Raw genomic sequence first — 18,459 nt, forward strand, 5'->3', positions numbered from 1 at the left:
TACTAGACTGGGTGCAGTTCAGAAGACAACATAACAGCCACTTTAATCAGTAATTAAACTATAAATATAAAATCGGCGCAGCTCAATTGTCGATATCTCACGCCGTTTTAATATGCTTATATATTAAACCTTAAACAAGTGTAAAAGCTTCATGTAATTTTGAAAGTTCTTTCTCAAGACGTAACATAATTTGTTTGCCATCTTCGCGGTCAACTAAACCTAATTTAACAGCAAAATCAACTTCTTTTTGAAGTCCAAACATTTGTGTATCTAGTACCTCTTCATATAATGGGCATGAAGGTAATGTTAAATTATCTAGTTGAACTTTAATCAGATGCAAGATTTCATCAGCATCTTTAGTCAATTGTTTCAAAGCTGCATTTTTCATTGTTGTTTGTTTCGCCATGACACGCTCCCCCTCTATATAAATTCTCAAGTCTTACTAAAAGTTTATCTTACTAAATATTAAAAAGCAAGTAGATTTAAAATGTGTCGTTAGCAATTTGTGTTAAAATAATGCTATATACATTGATAGGGAGTGGGAAAATGATACAAATTAAAGGAGCCGTAAAGTTTCCTATAACATTAGATAGTACGACTTGGATTTTCGATGATAGAAAAGTTAGCATCGAAGATTTAGAAAAAGGTGTATTTGATGGTTCAAAACCAATCGACTTTGAAGATAATCATGAATGGAATCGTGCTATCCTAGAAGGACAAACTAATCCGCCTACTTTAAATTCAGAAATAAAATACAAAAAACGTGCCATGTTAGAAGGTTCATTTGTCATTAATATGACACCATTTTTCAAACATTCCGAACCACATGACTCTGCAACTACTATTAGATTATCAAATGAGCATGATTATTTAGATATACCGATAGATCTATTACCCTATTTATTTTTCCAATTTGCAAAAGACGGTAAACGACTTTACAGCGATAATGGTGTAGATAGTTTTATTTACAATCAAGAAGATGGTTATTCATATCGAATCAACCATGTAACTCATATTGAGGTGATTTAATTTGAGACAAGTGCAATGCATTATCTGTGATGCAAAAGTATTTATAGATGAGCGCACAACTGAGTCTAAACGACTTAAAAACAATCCTATTCGAACATTTATGTGCGATGATTGTAAAAGTCGATTAGACACCCCTAAACAACGTGCGCAACACTATCCGCTCGATTAATATCTGAATAAACAAGTTAGAAATTTGAAAATGTGAAAGTAACAGGAACTGATAGCATTTAAACACTTTTTCAAATATTATATGCTAAAAGAGAAGCTAAGCAACTTTCATCGCTCAGCTTCTCTTTTATTATGTTAAATTATTCGTTTTCTTGCATCATTTGTTTGATACGCTTTGCTTCTTTTTCACGAACATTTTTGTTTAAAATTTTCTTTCTTAAACGTATGCTTTCTGGTGTAACCTCAACAAGTTCATCATCATTAATGAATTGTAATGCTTCTTCCAATGTTAGAATACGCGGTCTATTCATTGTTTGTGTTTGGTCTTTCGTTGCAGAACGTACGTTAGTTTGATGTTTTGTTTTAGTGATGTTAACAGTTAAATCATTTTCACGATTATGTTCACCAACAATCATACCTTCATAAACTTCAGTACCAGGTTCCATGAAGTTTACACCTCTATCTTCAAGTCCTAAAATGGCATAAGTACTTGCAGAACCTTGATCCATTGAAATTAATGCACCATTACGACGGCCGCCAATTTGTGCTTTAATACGTGGTCTAAATTCTTCAAATGTATGGTTAATAATACCGTAACCTCTTGTCATTGACATAAATTCAGTCGTATAACCAATCATACCACGAGCCGGTACATTAAAGATTAAACGTGTAAGTCCATTATCAGTTGTAGTCATATCAACCATTTCACCTTTACGTGCACCTAATGATTCAATAACCGCACCTGCATTTTCTTGTGGCACTTCACATTGCACACGTTCAAATGGTTCACACATTACACCATCAATTTCTTTAATAATTACTTGTGGTTTTGAAACTTGTAATTCATAACCTTCACGACGCATATTTTCAATAAGGATTGATAAATGCAATTCACCTCGACCAGCAACTACCCATGTATCTGGAGAATCTGTGTTAGAAACTTTCAAAGATACATCTGTTTCTAATTGTTGATTTAAACGTTCTTGAATTTGACGCGCTGTTACAAAGTCACCTTCACGGCCAGCAAATGGTGAATTGTTAACTTTAAATGTCATTTCAAGAGTAGGCTCATCAATACGTAGTACTGGCAATGCTTCTTGATGGTCATGTGGTGTTACAGTTTCACCAACGTTAATGTCTTCCATACCTGAAACAGCAATTAAATCTCCAGCTTGTGCTTCTTCAATTTCTAAACGTTTTAATCCAAAGTAACCAAAGATTTTAGTTACACGGAAGTTTTTCACTGTACCGTCTAATTTAATTAGTGATACATTATCTCCGACACGCATTTTACCTCTGAATACACGACCAATACCAATACGTCCAACATAATCATTGTAGTCCAACAATGCTACTTGGAATTGTAATGGCTCATCACTGTTATTAATTGGAGCTGGTACATAATCAATAATTGTTTCATATAATGATTGTAAATTATCATCTTGTTTATCAGGATCTAAGCTAGCTGTACCATTTACTGCTGAAGCATAAACAACAGGGAATTCTAATTGTTCATCGTTTGCTTCTAATTCAATAAACAAATCTAAAACTTCATCTACAACACCCTCTGGACGTGCTGATGGTTTATCAATTTTATTAACAACAACAACAGGTTTTAGGTTTTGTTCTAGCGCTTTTTTAAGTACAAAACGTGTTTGAGGCATTGTACCTTCATACGCATCTACTACTAAGACAACCCCATCAACCATTTTCATAATACGTTCTACTTCTCCACCAAAGTCTGCATGTCCTGGTGTATCCAAAATATTGATACGTGTACCTTTATAATCAACAGCCGTATTTTTGGCTAGAATCGTAATTCCACGCTCTCTTTCGATATCGTTAGAGTCCATTGCACGTTCATCGACATGTTCATTTTCTCTGAATATACCAGATTGTTTTAACAACTCATCTACTAAAGTTGTTTTACCATGGTCAACGTGAGCAATAATTGCTATATTGCGGACATCTTCTCTTTTATTAGTCATATAAATAGTTTCCTTCTTTCTTAAGTAAAATCCCACTTTTAATTACAACTTTTTTATTATATCATATAATTGAGAAAAGATAAGCAAAAGGTGGGGATAGGATGAAACAAAAAAAATCTAAAAATATCTTTTGGGTATTTTCTATATTAGCTGTTGTTTTCTTAGTATTATTTAGTTTTGCTGTTGGTGCATCAAATGTACCAATGATGATTTTAACATTTATATTACTCGTTGCAACCTTTGGAATTGGATTTACTACAAAGAAAAAATATCGAGAAAACGATTGGCTATAAGTTATATCGACAATAACACGCGTTGATTAAAGACCACACATGTTCATGATGAATATTTAAATGGTTTTATATTGGCGCGTGTTTTTATTATTTAAGATATAAAAGCGTAATATGTTACCTAATTGTTAGGACTACATATTACGCTTTTGGTAATTATTTTGATTTTCTTTTAAATCGTTGTTCATGTAATTGTATTAACGCATCGCGATGTGGCTCTAAATAATCATTGCTAATTTCTTGATGGAGACCACGATTTCCAACTAAGATTGAATTTGGACCACTAATTGTTAATGGTTCTCCTAGTAAATTTGAAGCTTGTCCATTTACTTCATATAAAATAACCAATCCGCCAGCAAAATCCCATGGTTGAAGTCTTGGCGTCATATATGCTTCTAAATTACCTGTAGCAACTGAAACGATTTCAAGCGCTGCACTACCATATGCTCTTGCACTTCTAGAATCATTAACAATTTCTTTAAAGATTTCTCCTAAAATTGGTTTAGTTAACCAGTTCGGATTGATCCCAATAATGCTTTGTCTTAGATTAGAATCATTCAATGGTTTCAAGGGTTGGCTACCTCGATATGCACCTTCCCCTACTTTAGCATGATATAAGACATCAGCCATAACATCATATACAAAACCTGCATAAGGTTTACCATCGATATAAATACCAATTGAAATCGCGAAATTTTCTTGTTGATGAACAAAATTCAATGTACCGTCTATTGGGTCAACAACCCATACCGTACCTTTGGAAGTATCGATGTCATGACCATGCCCTTCTTCACCTAATACTTGATGATTTGGATATGTTTCTAAAATTGTATCAAAAATAAAATCTTCTGTTGCTTTATCTACATTTGTAACAAGGTCATTCGGATTTGACTTTGTTTCAATTGTTAAATTTTGCTCCATCAATTGTTTAATTCTAATTCCTGCTTCTTGAATAAGTCCTTGGGCAAATCCATAAAGTGCCATAACATCATCTCCTAACATCTTTATTATACATCAACATTTTATAAAAATAACTTCTTAAGATAAAAATGAAAATACTAATTTTAATGAGAGCATCTTAAGCTGCTATTGATAAAACATATGCTACAATATTTTTAAACACTATACAGGAGGTACTCTATGACAAAATATACATTTAAACCTAAAGATTTCAAAGCGTTCAACGTAGAAGGCTTAGACGCACGAATGGAAGCTTTAAACGAATACATACGACCACAACTCCATGAATTAGGAGAATATTTTAGTGACTTCTTTACAAGTCAAACTGGTGAAACATTTTATCCTCACGTAGCAAAGCATGCTAGAAGAAGTGTGAATCCTCCTAAAGATACATGGGTTGCTTTTGCAACAAACAAAAGAGGCTATAAAATGTTACCTCATTTCCAAATTGGTATGTTTGAAGATCAACTGTTTGTTATGTTTGGAATCATGCATGAAGCAAAAGATAAAGCAACACGTGCAAAAGTTTTTGAAAGAAAATTTAAAGCTATTCAACAATTACCTGATGATTATCGTGTTTGCTTAGATCATATGAAACCTGATAAACCATTTATTAAAGATTTAACGGATGATGATTTAAAAGAAGCGATACAAAGAGCCATCAATGTAAAAAAAGGTGAATTCTTTATAGCGCGTGCAATCACACCACAAGATAAAAGATTAAAAAGTGACAAAGCATTTATTGCATTTTTAGAAGAAACCTTCGATCAGTTCTTACCATTTTATTCTGCATAAATAACTTTGTTTAAATAATAGAGCACGTAATCACATCCATGATTTCGTGCTCTTTTTGCTTACCATTAAATCGAACGTTCAACATAATAATTCATACTTTTAAAAAAATTAAAATAAATTTAGGTTGACCTAAACATTTTATTAGGTTATTATATTGTCCATAAGAAGTAGAGGTGAGTCAAAATGAATAATAAACGACATTCAACAAATGAACAATTAAGTTTAGACGAAATAAACAATACAATTAAATTCGATCATCGCAGTTCAAATAAACAGAAATTTTTATCATTTCTTGGGCCTGGGTTATTAGTCGCTGTTGGTTACATGGATCCCGGAAACTGGATAACATCAATGCAAGGTGGCGCGCAATATGGCTATACTTTGCTATTCGTAATTCTTATTTCAAGTTTATCAGCAATGTTACTTCAAAGCATGACAGTGAGATTAGGAATAGCAACAGGTATGGACTTAGCTCAAATGACACGACATTATTTATCAAGACCTATTGCTATAATCTTTTGGATTATTGCAGAACTAGCAATTATCGCCACAGATATTGCTGAGGTTATTGGTAGTGCTATTGCTCTCAATCTCCTATTTAACATACCTTTAATCGTCGGTGCACTAATAACTGTACTTGATGTATTTTTACTACTATTTATAATGAAATATGGTTTTAGAAAAATTGAAGCTATTGTTGGTACATTAATTTTCACAGTGTTATTCATCTTTATATTTGAAGTCTATATTTCATCACCACAGTTGAACGCTGTGTTAAATGGATTTATACCACATAGTGAAATCATTACAAATAACGGCATTCTCTATATTGCATTAGGTATTATTGGAGCTACAATTATGCCTCATAATTTGTACTTACATTCATCAATTGTACAATCTAGAACATACTCAAGACATAACAATGAAGAAAAGGCGCAAGCGATTAAATTTGCTACGATAGATTCGAACATTCAGTTATCAATCGCATTTGTAGTCAATTGCTTATTATTAGTGTTAGGAGCATCACTATTTTTCAACTCAAACGCTGACGATTTAGGTGGTTTCTATGATTTATATCATGCCTTAAAAACTGAACCTGTACTGGGTGCAACAATGGGTGCAATCATGAGTACATTATTTGCAGTTGCATTATTAGCGTCAGGTCAAAATTCAACGATTACTGGTACTTTAGCAGGACAAATCGTAATGGAAGGATTTTTAAGATTACACATACCAAATTGGTTAAGACGTTTAATTACACGTTCCCTTGCTGTCATTCCTGTTATCGTATGTTTAATCATTTTTAGAGGTAATGCAGCTAAAATTGAGCAGCTACTTGTATTCTCTCAAGTATTCTTAAGTATTGCTCTTCCGTTCTGTTTAATACCATTACAATTAGCAACTAGTAATAAAGACTTGATGGGACCTTTCTATAATAAAACATGGGTTAATATCATTTCATGGACACTTATTATTATTCTAAGTATTTTAAATGTCTATTTAATCGTTCAAACATTCCAAGAACTACAAGGTTAAAAATAAAACCATTAAAATGTTGGTTGTATCTAATAATTAACAACTTAACATTTTAATGGTTTTTCTTTTGCTATGAACATATTAATGATAAATATACTCATCGTCCTTATGTGTAGTTTCTTTTGATTCTTTTTTAGAAATCAACATAATCATCACGATGATCCATAAGACAATTGCAATTAAATTAAGAGCCATCAAACTTACAATTATCGCGATAACAAAAAGTATAATCGATAATTTTCTACGCCCTTTAATACAAATTGTCGCAAATATACCATAAAGTGTTGAAATTAATAAAATAATTGCTAATGCACCAATTGTTGTCTGAAGCATATCTAAAGAAACCTTGCCACCGTTCTGAGATAATTGCTTCGCTAATTCTTCACGTTGTGATGCATTGCCACTTTTTAAAGAAAAATAGGATAGCCCCATAACTAATAAATAAATAATACTAATACTATTTGCAATCCAAGCCATGATTAATTCAGGTTTTCTATTCATCATAAAATCCTTTCTTTGTTTAATATTTTAATAAGTATACTACGAGCCTATAGATATACGCACATTAATTTACTTGTATATTAACATATTTTTCATCTAATTTTTATAATAAACATCTGAATTCAGATTGATGGTAATTTAGGTGTATGGTAATGAGAAATCGTCATTTAAAATTTTGACACCTAAACACTTTAATTAAAAGTTATCGATAATTAACCTCATATAAAAACCCAGATTAATAAGCAAAAGACCTCTACTTACTAATCTGGGTATCATCAATATTTATTCTTGCTCTTTTTTGTCCTTAACTTCACTTGAATTGCGTTCTTCAGAAATATCATTGTTGTAAATTTGACGTCGCTCTTCAAAATTCATTCGACGTTGACTAACTGCGCTAGGTTGATTTTTCCTACGTTCTTTCATTCGTTGGTTATAAGCTTTACGTTTTTCTTTTTTCTTAGCTTTAATTTCAGCTTTTTCTCGCTTTTGTTGTGCTTTCAATTCTTTTGGATCAACTTCAGGTTCTGCATAATAACCATCATCTTCAATACCTAGTTCTTCAGTACTTTTTTGTTTGTATTTAGCCTGTCTGGATAATACTGATGGTTCTTCCTCAGTGCGCTCATCATGATTATATTCACTTTCAACTGCTCGTTTAGGAAATTGATCATATTTATCTCTTTCCTGTTCTTGATCATATACAGTGTTTGATTTATCCAATTCTTTTTCATATTTAGGCACATCATAATAATCATCTTTCGGTTGTGGGCGCTCATACACAGGTTCACGATAATCATAAATCGGCCCATTGTACTCTTCATAATATTGTGGCGCAACCATTTCAACTTTATCTTTTCTTATAAATAGCATCATCGCAATAATAAAGAATAAGATCGGAATGATTAAAGTAACGATAAGTAAAACTAAAGGAATCGTTACAATTGCTGATATTAAGAATAAGAAACCTGACAAGATTCTTATATTCATAGATATGAGAGCTAAAAATGAAATCAACAAACAAACAATAAAGTAAACGATAATAGCCCATATACCATTTTGTAACCATATTACAAATTGTGTTGTATTATAGCCATTTCCAGCTAATAATTGCTGGATAAATGCATTATTATTTAATGTATTTTCAAGATTAGCAATCGATGTGTTATTACTGAATGAAACAAGTGCTATAAACATCGTAATGACAGTAAGCACTAATAACATCACCCAACATAACCAACCTAGAACTTTTTCAGTTAATCTACTTACTGGACGTTTAATTTGAGTAAATTGTTCTCCAGCCATTCGTTACAACTCCTTATAGTACTTATCCCGTTATTATAACTAAATATACAGTAAATAACTACTATTTATGATTTTATTTTAATGACATTTTGAAATTCAAAAAGTTTTCATTGTATTCACTTAAAACTTCAGGTCCTAAATCTTTATAAACTTCAAGGCGTTCTTGCTCTTTCTTAGTCGGATAGAAACGATGGTCATCTTTAATCTCTTTAGGCAACAATTGTCGTGCAGCCTTGTTCGGCGTTGCATAGCCTACGAATTCTGTATTTTGCTTGTTATTTTTAGCATCTAATAAAAAATTCATAAATTTATATGCACCCTCTTTATTTTGTGCCGTTTTTGGAATTACCATATTGTCGAACCATAAATTCGATCCTTCTTTAGGAATAACATAGTTATATTTATCCCCTTCTTGCACTAGAGGTGCTGCAACACCACTCCAAACAACCGCAATGTTACCTTCATTTTGTTCAAGCATCATGGTAATTTCATCACCTACGACACCTCTTACTTGTGGTGCTAATTTAGTTAAATCTCGCTCTGCTTCTTTTAGATGGTGCGAATTACGGTCATTAAGATTATACCCAAGTTTGTTGAGACTCATGCCTATAATCTCTCTAGCACCGTCAACTAGTAAAATTTGGTTTTTAAATTTAGGATTATACAACGACTTCCAACTATCAAATGATTCATTTGGATACTTTTCTTTATTATATAAAATACCTACAGTTCCAAAGAAATAAGGTAAAGAGTATTTATTGCCTTTATCAAATGACATATTCATATAATCTGAATCCAAATTTTTAATATTAGGTACCTTATTATGATCTATTGGTAACAATAAATGATCTCTTTTTAATTTTTGAACTGTATATTCACTAGGAAAAGCAACATCATAATGTGTACCGCCATTGCGAATTTTGGCTTCCATCGCTTCATTTGAATCGAAAGTTTCATAAACGACTTGAATGCCAGTTTCTTTTTCAAATTTCTTAATTAACTCTGGATCAATATATTCGCCCCAATTGTATACGTAAATTTTTTGATTTGTATGCACTTGTTCTTTAGATTTAAACCAATGACTTAAAGTAAGACAAAGCATACCCACAACTAATGCACCTATAATGAGTTGTAAAAAACGTTTCATTATTTTACACCTCGCTTGATTAGTTTTTTCTTATTTATCACGTATTGAATCAAATAATATCCTAGTATTCCTAATACAATAACAGCAAACAATAATGTTGAAATCGCATTAATTTCCATACTAATTCCTTTTCTCGCCATAGCATAAACTTCAACTGATAACACACTAAAGCCATTACCAGTAACGAAGAAACTTACTGTGAAATCGTCTAGTGAATAAGTTAAAGCCATAAAGAATCCTCCTATAATAGAAGGTAAAATATTAGGAATAATAATGTTGCTTAATAATTGTGGTTCAGTCGCTCCTAAATCTCTTGCAGCATTTAACATATTATTATTCATTTCATACAGTTGTGGTAAGACGATAATCACAACTATAGGTATGCAAAATGCAATATGAGATATTAGAACTGTCCAAAATCCTAAACCAAGACCAGTAAAATGGCCAATCGTTGTAAACATAATTAAGAATGATGCACCTATGACAACGTCGGATGATACCATCAAGACATTATTCAATGTTAGTAAAGTTACTTTAAACTTTTTATTTCTTAAATAATAAATAGCAATGGCACCAAATGTACCAATAACTGTAGAAATTGAGGCTGCTAAAAGTGCTACAGCTATCGTATTAAAAATGACCGACATTAAATGATCATTTTGAAATAATGATTGATAATGCTCTAATGTAAAATGTTCAAAGTGAATCATATTACCAGCCGAATTGAATGAATAGAACATTAAAAAGAATATTGGGATGTATAAAATCGCTAAAAGTATCCCGATATACAGCTTTCCATACCATTTCATATGATTCACCCTCTCCCATTAGATGATTTTGTAATGATTAAAATGAATGCCATAAATACAATTAAGAATAAAGCTATAGTTGATCCCATACCATAATTTTGAATTGTTAAAAATTGTTCCTCTATTGCCGTACCTATATTTATGACTTTATTACCTGCAATTAATCTTGTAATCATAAATAATGAAAGTGATGGAATAAAGGTTACTTGAATCCCAGTCATAACACCTTCTTTTGTTAACGGCATGATTACTTTTCTAAAAGTATAGAAAGGACTAGCACCTAAATCACTTGAGGCCTGCAATAAATTATTAGGAATTGCTTTCATGCTATTAAATATAGGTAAAATCATAAATGGTATATAAATGTAACTTGCCACTACTAAAAACGCACCAGTTGTAAATAACAAATTGAATGATGGTAAATTAAATAAGTGGAAAAATTGATTAATCACGCCATCATGACTTAATAAACCTATAAAAGCATATGTCTTTAACAATAAATTTATCCATGTTGGAATAATCATTATCATTAATAAGATATTTTGAAATTTCGAGCGAGTAATATAATAGGCAGCTGGATAACTGATAGCCAACGTAATAATTGTTATTAAAGCGGCATATAAAATTGAATATGCAAACATTTTTAAATATTTTTTAGTAAAAATTTGTTGATAATTCGTGAAACTAAAATGTCCATTGATATCTAAAAATGAAAAATAAATGAGTAATACAACTGGTACAATAATAAATATAACCATCCATAGTAAATACGGGATTAAGAGAAATTTATTAGTATTACGCATTGTCTACTTCCTCATAGCTTTCAATACGTTTATCAAACTCTTCTTCTGTTTCTCCAGGAACCATAATATGAATGGCTTCAGGATCAAAATAAAGACCAACTTCACTGCCTACTTCGGCTTTTTTAGTCGTTTGTATTACCCATTCATAACCTTTATTGTCTATACAACATATTTCATAGTGGACCCCTCTAAATAACATAGAATCAACAGTTGCTTTAAATAATCCTTCTTCAGCTTTGATTAATGATATATCTTCTGGTCGAATAACGACCTCTACTTTTTTATTTTCAGGAATACCCATATCGACACATTCGAAATCTTGCCCATAAATATTCACGACATAATCTCTAACCATGCGCCCTTCAACAATATTAGATTCTCCAATAAAATCAGCTACAAATCGATTCACTGGTTCGTCATATATATCTGTTGGTGTACCAAATTGTTGAATTTTCCCATCTTTTAATACAAAAAGAAAGTCACTTAATGCTAACGCTTCTTCTTGATCATGTGTTACAAATATAAATGTAATACCTAATCTAGATTGCAATTCTCGTAATTCATATTGCATTTCAGTACGCAATTTCAAATCTAATGCGGATAAAGATTCATCTAACAATAATATTTCTGGTTCATTTACGATAGCACGTGCAATTGCAACACGTTGCTTTTGTCCGCCACTCATTTCATTAATATTCCTTTTTTCATAACCTGAAAGCTTAACTAATTTTAATGCCTCAGTTACTTTTTGATCAATTTCAGTTTTTGATAATTTTTTTAATTTCAAACCGAAAGCGATATTATCATAGACGTTTAAGTGTGGAAATAATGCATAATCTTGAAAGACTGTATTCACTTTACGTTTATTTGGCGGTAAATTACCAATTGGTTTGTTTTGATAAATCACTTCACCACTGTCAGGATATTCAAACCCTGCAATTAATTTTAAAATTGTTGTTTTACCACAACCTGAAGGACCTAATAATGTATAAAAGTATCCTGATTCAATATCAATATCTATGTCATCTAAGATATTAAGATCATCATAGCTTTTACTAACTGATTTTAATGATAATAATGGTTCCAAATAAGATCCCCCCTATAAATATGAAGCTGTCGCTACAATAAGTATTCGTGTTTCATTGTTTAATTCATTTGACAAACGATGATTATCTCGTGCTTTAAAATACAAAACGTCTTCTTCTTGTGCTTGATATATCTCTTTGCCTAAATTAAGTGTTATCTGACCTGACATACAATAAATAAACGTATCAGACTCTGATGGATTGAAATTTTTATATGATGCGCCAGGCTTTAAAGTTAATATTAATGGCTCCATATCATATTCATTTGACTTTGAAACTAACCAATTTAATATATAACCTTCATCATACTCATCATAAATAACTTGTTCTTCCTTCTTGTATAATACTTTTTCATTTTCACTGTCTTTAAAAAATTCACTTGGCGTCGTTCCTAACACCTCTATAATATTTAAGAAAGTTTCCATACTTGGTGAGGCATGTTCACTTTCTATTTGTGAAATGTAGCCTTTCGATAAGTCTGTACGTTCAGCAAGTTCTTCTTGCGTTAAATTTTTAATTCTTCTAAGATTTTTAATTTTATTACCTATGTTCATTTATTTTTCCACCTAAAAAAGCTATATTAAGTTTACTTTTATCAAACATTTTGTTTAACACTTGATAAAGGTATCAAAATATAGCTTTATTAGCAATAGTTTTAAAGAAAAAATCCTATTAAATTGTGTTAATTTCGAACGAATTATTTTTTAGCTGTTACTCTTTGTTCTTCAGAGTGATTTTTTACATCTTGAACTGCTTTGTAACTATTATAGCCACTACTTTTTTCGAAAGTATTAAAAATTTGTTTTTCCTCTGCTTTAGCAGGCACAATTTCTTTAAATCTTTTATATGCATCCATAAAGTCGCCTGCCGTCACGCCGGATTCATAATACTTCTCTACATGATTAAAGAAATTTATCACTGAAATCATCTCTTCATTACTCCAGTCTAAATCAATTGGATACTCATATTCCATTGTTGAACGCCTCCATTTCAATTCTTTTGTTAGCATCGCTAGTATAACATGCATGTCACATGTTAACGATATCTCAAATCAATTTCCTTACACTACTTTACCTAAAACAAAAAAGCCGTAGCATATGCTACAGCTTTTAATGACTGAATCTTTATAGATAATCAGTTATTACATTGTATGGATTGGGTATCCGATAGCTTTTTCCGCTGCTTCCATAGTCATCTCACCTAATGTTGGATGTGCATGGATTGTTAATGCGATATCTTCAGCATTCATACCAGCTTCAATTGCTAAACCTAATTCAGAGATAATATCTGATGCACCAGTACCAACTACTTGGGCACCGATTAAAGTATCATCTTCTTTAAGTGTAATAAGTTTAACAAATCCGTTAGTATCATCTAATGATAATGCACGACCATTTGCTGCATATGGGAATTTAGAAGCTTTAATTGCTAAACCTTCTTCTTTAGCTTGCGCTTCTGAATAACCAACTGTAGCTAATTCTGGTTCAGTAAAGCATACTGCTGGCATACCAATGTAATCAACTTCAGCAGCTTGACCATCAATTGCTTCAGCAGCAACTTTAGCTTCATAGCTAGCTTTGTGAGCAAGTGGTAAACCTGGAACGATATCACCAATTGCATAGATATTGCTGATAGACGTACGGCTTTGTTTATCAACTTCTAATAATCCACGGTCAGCGAATTTAACACCTAATTCTTCTAGGCCTAATTCGTCTGTGTTTGGACGACGACCTACAGTTACTAATACATAATCAGCTTCGATTGTTTTCTCTTCGCCTTTAGCTTCATAAGTAACTTTAACTCCGTTATCTGTTTCTTCAGCTGATTTAGCCATAGCTTCAGTAACGATTTCAACACCTTTTTCTTTCATACCTTTTTTAACAGGTTGTGTCATTTGTTTTTCGAAGCCACCTAAGATATCTTTAGCACCTTCAAGGATGGTTACTTCTGAACCAAAGTTAGCAAATGCTGTACCTAATTCTGATCCAATGTATCCTCCACCAACTACAACTAATTTACCTGGTACTTCTTGTAAGTTTAAAGCACCTGTTGAGTCGATAACACGTTTACCGAATTTGAAATTAGGAATTTCAATTGGTCTTGAACCTGTTGCAATGATTGCATTTTTAAAGTTGTATGTTTGTGCGCTCTTTTCGTCCATAACACGTAAGCTATTGTTATCTACGAAATATGCTTCACCTTTAACGATGTTAACTTTGTTACCTTTAAGTAAGCCTTCAACACCACCAGTTAATTTATTAACAACTGATGATTTGAATTCTTGAACTTTTTGGAAGTTTAAAGAAACACTTTCAGCAATAACACCTAAGTTTTCAGAATGTTGTGCTTCAACAAAACGGTGAGAAGCATGTAGTAATGCTTTTGAAGGAATACATCCTACGTTTAAGCAAACACCACCAAGATTACCTTTCTCAACGATTGTTACTTTTTGTCCTAATTGAGCTGCACGAATTGCTGCAACGTATCCACCAGGACCTGCTCCGATTACTATAGTATCTGTTTCAATTGGGAAATCTCCAACTACCATGTTTTACCCCTCCATTAATAATAATTCTGGATTATTTAATAAACGTTTAATGTGATTCATTGCATTTTGGCCAGTTGCACCATCAATTTGTCTGTGGTCAAAGCTTAATGATAATGCTAATACTGGTGCTGCAACAATTTCTCCATCTTTAACGATAGGTTTTTGAGCAATACGGCCAATTCCTAAGATTGCTACTTCTGGGTGATTGATAACTGGAGTGAACCATTGTCCACCAGCTGAACCGATATTACTGATTGTGCATGTTGCACCTTTCATTTCATCGGCTGTTAATTTACCATCACGTGCTTTAACAGCTAATTCGTTAATTTCATCAGAAATTTGGAAAATAGATTTACGGTCAGCATGTTTCACTACAGGTACTAATAAACCTCTATCAGTGTCCGCCGCAATACCGATATTCCAGTAATGTTTATGCACAATTTCACCAGCTTCTTCATTGAATGAAGTATTAAGTGCTGGGTATTTTTTCAATGCAGAAACAAGCGCTTTAACAACATATGGTAAGAATGTTAACTTAGTACCTTGTTCAGCTGCGATTTCTTTAAATTTCTTACGGTGATCCCATAATGCTTGAACATCAATTTCATCCATTAATGTTACATGAGGTGCAGTATGCTTAGAGTTAACCATTGCTTTCGCAATTGCTCTACGCATAGCAGGGATTTTTTCAGTTGTTTCTGGGAAGTCGCCTTCTAATGATACTGCTGCAGGTGCTGCAGGAGTTTCAGCAACTTCTTCATTTGTAGCTGAAGCAGCTGATTCATTTGAAGCTGTTGGTGCACCACCATTTAAGTATGCATCTACATCTTCTTTTGTAATACGACCATTTTTACCAGATCCAGAAACTGCTTTAATGTTAACACCTTTTTCACGTGCGTATTTACGTACTGAAGGCATTGCTTTAACAGTTCTGTTTTCATCTACTTCTTCAGTTTGAGTAGCTACAGGTGCTTGCTCTGCTGGCGCTTCCTCTTTCGCAGGTTCTTCTTTAGATGATGAATCATCATCATGACCTTTAAATTGCATATCTTCTGCATCAGGTGCATCGATTTTAACAATAACGTCACCAACTACAGCTACTGTACCTTCTTCTACCATAACTTCTTCTACAGTACCAGATACTGGTGATGGGATTTCTACTACTGATTTATCGTTTTGTACCTCAGCTAAAACATCGTCTTCTTCAATAGTATCTCCAGCTTTAACAAACCATTTTACAATTTCACCTTCGTGGATACCTTCCCCGATATCGGGTAATCTAAATTCAAATGCCACGTTTTTGCCCTCCTAAGATTTCGTAAATTAAACATTTCATTTTAATCAATGAGACTAAAATACGCTAACTTCGTTAACTTTTAAAATGTATTAAAATTCTAAAGTTTCTTTTGCTTTTTCGATGATGTCATTTTTGTTTGGTAACCAAACATTTTCAGCTTGAGTGAATGGATAAATTGTATCTGCTGCTGCAACTCTTCCAATAGGTGCTTCTAATGAAAGGATTGCACGTTCACTTAATTCAGCTACAACTGCTGCACCAACACCAGCTTGACGTTGTGCTTCTTGAACTACAACTGCACGACCAGTTTTTTCAACTGAAGCTACAATTGTGTCAACATCGATTGGTTGAACAGTACGTAAGTCAATTACTTCAACAGAATAACCATCTTTTTCAAGTTCTTCTGCAGCTTTCATTGATTCTTGAACCATTGCACCGTATGTGATGATTGAAATGTCATTACCTTCTTTTTTCACATTAGCCTTACCAATGTCAATTGTATATTCTTCTTCAGGTACTTCTTCACGGAATGAACGATACAATTTCATATGCTCTAAGTATACGACTGGGTCATTACTTCTAATAGAAGAAATTAATAAACCTTTCGCATCGTATGGGCCTGAAGGAATAACAACCTTTAGACCTGGAGATTGAGCTAAAATACCTTCTAAATTATCTGCGTGCAATTCAGGTGTGTGTACGCCACCACCAAATGGGCTACGAATTGTTACAGGTGCAGTTTTAGTACCGCCTGAACGGAAACGAGTACGTGCAATTTGTCCAGCAATCGCATCAAATACTTCGAATACGAAACCTAAGAATTGTACTTCCATAACCGGACGGAATCCTTCAACTGCAAGACCCATTGCTAAACCGCCAATACCTGATTCAGCTAAAGGTGTATCGAATACTCTATCTTCACCAAATTCTTTTTGTAGTCCTTCAGTAACACGGAAAACACCGCCGTTAACACCAACGTCTTCACCAAAAATTAAAACATCTTGGTCATTTTTAAGTTCAGTTTTAAGCGCATCATTAATCGCTTGAACCATTGTCATTTGTGCCATGGCTTACTTCGACTCCTTCTCTTTGTATATTTCATATTGTTCTGCTAAGTTTTGAGGCATATCTTCATACATAATTTCCATTAGAGAAGTAACAGTTTGTTTTTCAGTGTTATCAGCCTCTTTAATTGCTGCTTTAATATCAGCTTTTGCACGTTCAATAACTTCATTTTCTTTGTCTTCATTCCATAAACCTTTGTTTTCAAGGAATTTACGGAAACGTACTAATGGGTCTTTTTTCTCCCATTCAGCATCTTCGTCTGAAGTTCTGTAACGAGTTGGATCGTCACCAGCCATTGTATGAGGACCATAACGATATGTCATAGTTTCAATTAATGTTGGACCTTCACCTGCAACTGCGCGGTCACGTGCTTCTTTAGTTGCTTGATATACAGCTAACGCATCCATACCATCAACTTGGATACCAGGAATACCTACAGCAATTGCTTTTTGAGCTAATGTTTCAGCAGCAGTTTGCTTGCTTCTTGGTGTTGAAATTGCATAGTTATTGTTTTGAATAACGAAAATTGCAGGTGCTTTATAAGCTGCTGCAAAGTTAATACCTTCATAGAAATCACCTTGTGAAGAACCACCGTCACCAGTGTAAGTGATTGCAACTGCATTTTTACCACGTTTTTTAAGTGCAAATGCAACACCAGCAGCTTGAATGTATTGTGCACCGATAATAATTTGTGGGCTTAATGCATTAACGCCTTCAGGGAATTGATTTCCTTTGAAGTGACCTCTTGAGAATAAGAAAGCTTCAGTTAATGGTAAACCATGCCAAATAATTTGAGGAACATCTCTGTATCCCGGTAAAATGTAATCTTCTTTTTCTAAAGCGTATTGTGACGCTAATTGTGATGCTTCTTGACCAGCAGTTGGTGCATAGAAACCTAAACGTCCTTGTCTGTTTAATGAGATAGAACGTTGATCAAGGATACGAGTCCATACCATTCTTTCCATTAATTCTACTAATTGTTCATCCGTAAGATCAGGTACTAAGTCTTCATTTACGACGTTACCATTCTCATCCAAAATTTGAACCATTTCAAATTTCGATTGAGTATCATTTAAAACTTTTACTGCATCGAATTGGGCTTGTAACTTAGGAGCCATTCAATTCACCATACCTTT

Annotated in this window: 20 protein-coding genes; 5 read left to right on the forward strand and 15 right to left on the reverse strand. The window is 33.0% G+C overall.

Annotated elements, in window-relative coordinates:
• Nucleotides 1-130 precede the first annotated feature (130 nt).
• On the reverse strand, nucleotides 131-406 hold the full coding sequence (locus JV528_RS09425) for an Fpa/YlaN family protein (RefSeq protein ID WP_001118970.1): 276 nt from the start codon (nucleotides 404-406) through the stop codon (nucleotides 131-133).
• A gap of 140 nt (nucleotides 407-546) precedes the next feature.
• On the opposite strand from JV528_RS09425, the gene JV528_RS09430 reads away from it, so the two are divergent.
• Both JV528_RS09430 and JV528_RS09435 read left to right on the forward strand, forming a co-directional pair.
• A complete protein-coding gene (locus JV528_RS09430; protein WP_000614715.1) occupies nucleotides 547-1,029 on the forward strand; it encodes a hypothetical protein in 483 nt (160 codons plus the stop codon).
• Between the two features lies 1 nt (nucleotide 1,030).
• The gene (locus JV528_RS09435; protein WP_001250275.1) at nucleotides 1,031-1,198 is read left to right on the forward strand and encodes a YlaI family protein; all 168 of its coding nucleotides are present in this window, start codon (nucleotides 1,031-1,033) and stop codon (nucleotides 1,196-1,198) included.
• A gap of 139 nt (nucleotides 1,199-1,337) precedes the next feature.
• On the opposite strand, the gene typA is transcribed toward JV528_RS09435, so the two are convergent.
• Complete coding sequence (typA, locus tag JV528_RS09440) at nucleotides 1,338-3,185, reverse strand: translational GTPase TypA (RefSeq protein WP_000182652.1); 1,848 nt, start codon at nucleotides 3,183-3,185, stop codon at nucleotides 1,338-1,340.
• Between the two features lie 101 nt (nucleotides 3,186-3,286).
• Here typA and JV528_RS09445 point away from each other — a divergent pair, with 101 nt between their 5' ends.
• Entirely contained in the window at nucleotides 3,287-3,478 is a 192-nt protein-coding gene (locus JV528_RS09445) for a DUF5325 family protein (RefSeq protein ID WP_000810620.1), read from the forward strand.
• A 153-nt stretch (nucleotides 3,479-3,631) separates the two neighbouring features.
• On the opposite strand, the gene JV528_RS09450 is transcribed toward JV528_RS09445, so the two are convergent.
• Nucleotides 3,632-4,459 (reverse strand): inositol monophosphatase family protein, encoded by an 828-nt coding sequence (locus JV528_RS09450; protein WP_001240317.1) that lies wholly within the window; start codon nucleotides 4,457-4,459, stop codon nucleotides 3,632-3,634.
• Nucleotides 4,460-4,615: 156 nt separating this feature from the next.
• Between JV528_RS09450 and JV528_RS09455 the strand changes: the two genes are divergently transcribed.
• Both JV528_RS09455 and JV528_RS09460 read left to right on the forward strand, forming a co-directional pair.
• Entirely contained in the window at nucleotides 4,616-5,230 is a 615-nt protein-coding gene (locus tag JV528_RS09455; RefSeq protein WP_000170598.1) for a YktB family protein, read from the forward strand.
• A gap of 183 nt (nucleotides 5,231-5,413) precedes the next feature.
• Nucleotides 5,414-6,766, forward strand: a complete 1,353-nt coding sequence (locus JV528_RS09460) for an Nramp family divalent metal transporter (RefSeq protein WP_001060844.1) — start codon at nucleotides 5,414-5,416, stop codon at nucleotides 6,764-6,766.
• 81 nt (nucleotides 6,767-6,847) lie between these two features.
• On the opposite strand, the gene JV528_RS09465 is transcribed toward JV528_RS09460, so the two are convergent.
• From JV528_RS09465 to pdhA, 12 genes are all read right to left on the reverse strand, one after another.
• Nucleotides 6,848-7,267, reverse strand: a complete 420-nt coding sequence (locus JV528_RS09465) for a DUF4064 domain-containing protein (RefSeq protein WP_001080458.1) — start codon at nucleotides 7,265-7,267, stop codon at nucleotides 6,848-6,850.
• 282 nt (nucleotides 7,268-7,549) lie between these two features.
• Complete coding sequence (gene auxB / locus JV528_RS09470; RefSeq protein ID WP_000896728.1) at nucleotides 7,550-8,569, reverse strand: lipoteichoic acid stability factor AuxB; 1,020 nt, start codon at nucleotides 8,567-8,569, stop codon at nucleotides 7,550-7,552.
• A 73-nt stretch (nucleotides 8,570-8,642) separates the two neighbouring features.
• Nucleotides 8,643-9,716, reverse strand: a complete 1,074-nt coding sequence (locus JV528_RS09475; protein WP_000819679.1) for an ABC transporter substrate-binding protein — start codon at nucleotides 9,714-9,716, stop codon at nucleotides 8,643-8,645.
• Nucleotides 9,716-10,525 carry an ABC transporter permease gene (locus JV528_RS09480; protein WP_000872390.1) on the reverse strand — a complete coding sequence of 270 codons (810 nt, stop codon included), beginning with the start codon at nucleotides 10,523-10,525 and terminating at the stop codon, nucleotides 9,716-9,718. The genes JV528_RS09475 and JV528_RS09480 overlap by 1 nt, the downstream gene beginning before the upstream one ends.
• 5 nt (nucleotides 10,526-10,530) lie before the next feature.
• On the reverse strand, nucleotides 10,531-11,328 hold the full coding sequence (locus JV528_RS09485) for an ABC transporter permease (protein ID WP_001246551.1): 798 nt from the start codon (nucleotides 11,326-11,328) through the stop codon (nucleotides 10,531-10,533).
• Nucleotides 11,321-12,415 carry an ABC transporter ATP-binding protein gene (locus JV528_RS09490; protein WP_000433551.1) on the reverse strand — a complete coding sequence of 365 codons (1,095 nt, stop codon included), beginning with the start codon at nucleotides 12,413-12,415 and terminating at the stop codon, nucleotides 11,321-11,323. The genes JV528_RS09485 and JV528_RS09490 overlap by 8 nt, the downstream gene beginning before the upstream one ends.
• A gap of 12 nt (nucleotides 12,416-12,427) precedes the next feature.
• Nucleotides 12,428-12,967: a helix-turn-helix domain-containing protein gene (locus JV528_RS09495; RefSeq protein WP_001020624.1), complete on the reverse strand. Its 540-nt coding sequence runs from the start codon at nucleotides 12,965-12,967 to the stop codon at nucleotides 12,428-12,430.
• A gap of 143 nt (nucleotides 12,968-13,110) precedes the next feature.
• A complete protein-coding gene (locus tag JV528_RS09500; protein WP_000455588.1) occupies nucleotides 13,111-13,386 on the reverse strand; it encodes a UPF0223 family protein in 276 nt (91 codons plus the stop codon).
• 168 nt (nucleotides 13,387-13,554) lie between these two features.
• The gene (gene lpdA, locus JV528_RS09505) at nucleotides 13,555-14,961 is read right to left on the reverse strand and encodes a dihydrolipoyl dehydrogenase (RefSeq protein ID WP_000260117.1); all 1,407 of its coding nucleotides are present in this window, start codon (nucleotides 14,959-14,961) and stop codon (nucleotides 13,555-13,557) included.
• Between the two features lie 3 nt (nucleotides 14,962-14,964).
• Nucleotides 14,965-16,257, reverse strand: a complete 1,293-nt coding sequence (locus JV528_RS09510; RefSeq protein ID WP_000863437.1) for a dihydrolipoamide acetyltransferase family protein — start codon at nucleotides 16,255-16,257, stop codon at nucleotides 14,965-14,967.
• Between the two features lie 90 nt (nucleotides 16,258-16,347).
• Nucleotides 16,348-17,325 carry an alpha-ketoacid dehydrogenase subunit beta gene (locus JV528_RS09515; RefSeq protein ID WP_000068176.1) on the reverse strand — a complete coding sequence of 326 codons (978 nt, stop codon included), beginning with the start codon at nucleotides 17,323-17,325 and terminating at the stop codon, nucleotides 16,348-16,350.
• Between the two features lie 3 nt (nucleotides 17,326-17,328).
• Nucleotides 17,329-18,441, reverse strand: coding sequence for a pyruvate dehydrogenase (acetyl-transferring) E1 component subunit alpha (gene pdhA / locus JV528_RS09520; RefSeq protein ID WP_000035320.1), 1,113 nt, complete (start codon nucleotides 18,439-18,441; stop codon nucleotides 17,329-17,331).
• Nucleotides 18,442-18,459 lie beyond the last annotated feature (18 nt).

This window comes from Staphylococcus sp. GDB20D11A, assembly GCF_016893255.1.
Taxonomy (GTDB): domain Bacteria; phylum Bacillota; class Bacilli; order Staphylococcales; family Staphylococcaceae; genus Staphylococcus; species Staphylococcus aureus.

What these genes read in the sequence shown, in the direction of transcription:
- JV528_RS09445 (WP_000810620.1), top strand. Translation starts at nt 3,287, where the DNA reads ATGAAACAAAAAAAATCTAAAAATATCTTTTGGGTATTTTCTATATTA.
- JV528_RS09515 (WP_000068176.1), bottom strand. Translation starts at nt 17,325, where the DNA reads ATGGCACAAATGACAATGGTTCAAGCGATTAATGATGCGCTTAAAACT.
- JV528_RS09480 (WP_000872390.1), bottom strand. Translation starts at nt 10,525, where the DNA reads ATGAAATGGTATGGAAAGCTGTATATCGGGATACTTTTAGCGATTTTA.
- pdhA (WP_000035320.1), bottom strand. Translation starts at nt 18,441, where the DNA reads ATGGCTCCTAAGTTACAAGCCCAATTCGATGCAGTAAAAGTTTTAAAT.
- JV528_RS09495 (WP_001020624.1), bottom strand. Translation starts at nt 12,967, where the DNA reads ATGAACATAGGTAATAAAATTAAAAATCTTAGAAGAATTAAAAATTTA.
- JV528_RS09460 (WP_001060844.1), top strand. Translation starts at nt 5,414, where the DNA reads ATGAATAATAAACGACATTCAACAAATGAACAATTAAGTTTAGACGAA.
- JV528_RS09500 (WP_000455588.1), bottom strand. Translation starts at nt 13,386, where the DNA reads ATGGAATATGAGTATCCAATTGATTTAGACTGGAGTAATGAAGAGATG.
- JV528_RS09465 (WP_001080458.1), bottom strand. Translation starts at nt 7,267, where the DNA reads ATGAATAGAAAACCTGAATTAATCATGGCTTGGATTGCAAATAGTATT.
- JV528_RS09450 (WP_001240317.1), bottom strand. Translation starts at nt 4,459, where the DNA reads ATGGCACTTTATGGATTTGCCCAAGGACTTATTCAAGAAGCAGGAATT.
- typA (WP_000182652.1), bottom strand. Translation starts at nt 3,185, where the DNA reads ATGACTAATAAAAGAGAAGATGTCCGCAATATAGCAATTATTGCTCAC.
- JV528_RS09425 (WP_001118970.1), bottom strand. Translation starts at nt 406, where the DNA reads ATGGCGAAACAAACAACAATGAAAAATGCAGCTTTGAAACAATTGACT.
- lpdA (WP_000260117.1), bottom strand. Translation starts at nt 14,961, where the DNA reads ATGGTAGTTGGAGATTTCCCAATTGAAACAGATACTATAGTAATCGGA.
- JV528_RS09485 (WP_001246551.1), bottom strand. Translation starts at nt 11,328, where the DNA reads ATGCGTAATACTAATAAATTTCTCTTAATCCCGTATTTACTATGGATG.
- auxB (WP_000896728.1), bottom strand. Translation starts at nt 8,569, where the DNA reads ATGGCTGGAGAACAATTTACTCAAATTAAACGTCCAGTAAGTAGATTA.
- JV528_RS09455 (WP_000170598.1), top strand. Translation starts at nt 4,616, where the DNA reads ATGACAAAATATACATTTAAACCTAAAGATTTCAAAGCGTTCAACGTA.
- JV528_RS09430 (WP_000614715.1), top strand. Translation starts at nt 547, where the DNA reads ATGATACAAATTAAAGGAGCCGTAAAGTTTCCTATAACATTAGATAGT.
- JV528_RS09475 (WP_000819679.1), bottom strand. Translation starts at nt 9,716, where the DNA reads ATGAAACGTTTTTTACAACTCATTATAGGTGCATTAGTTGTGGGTATG.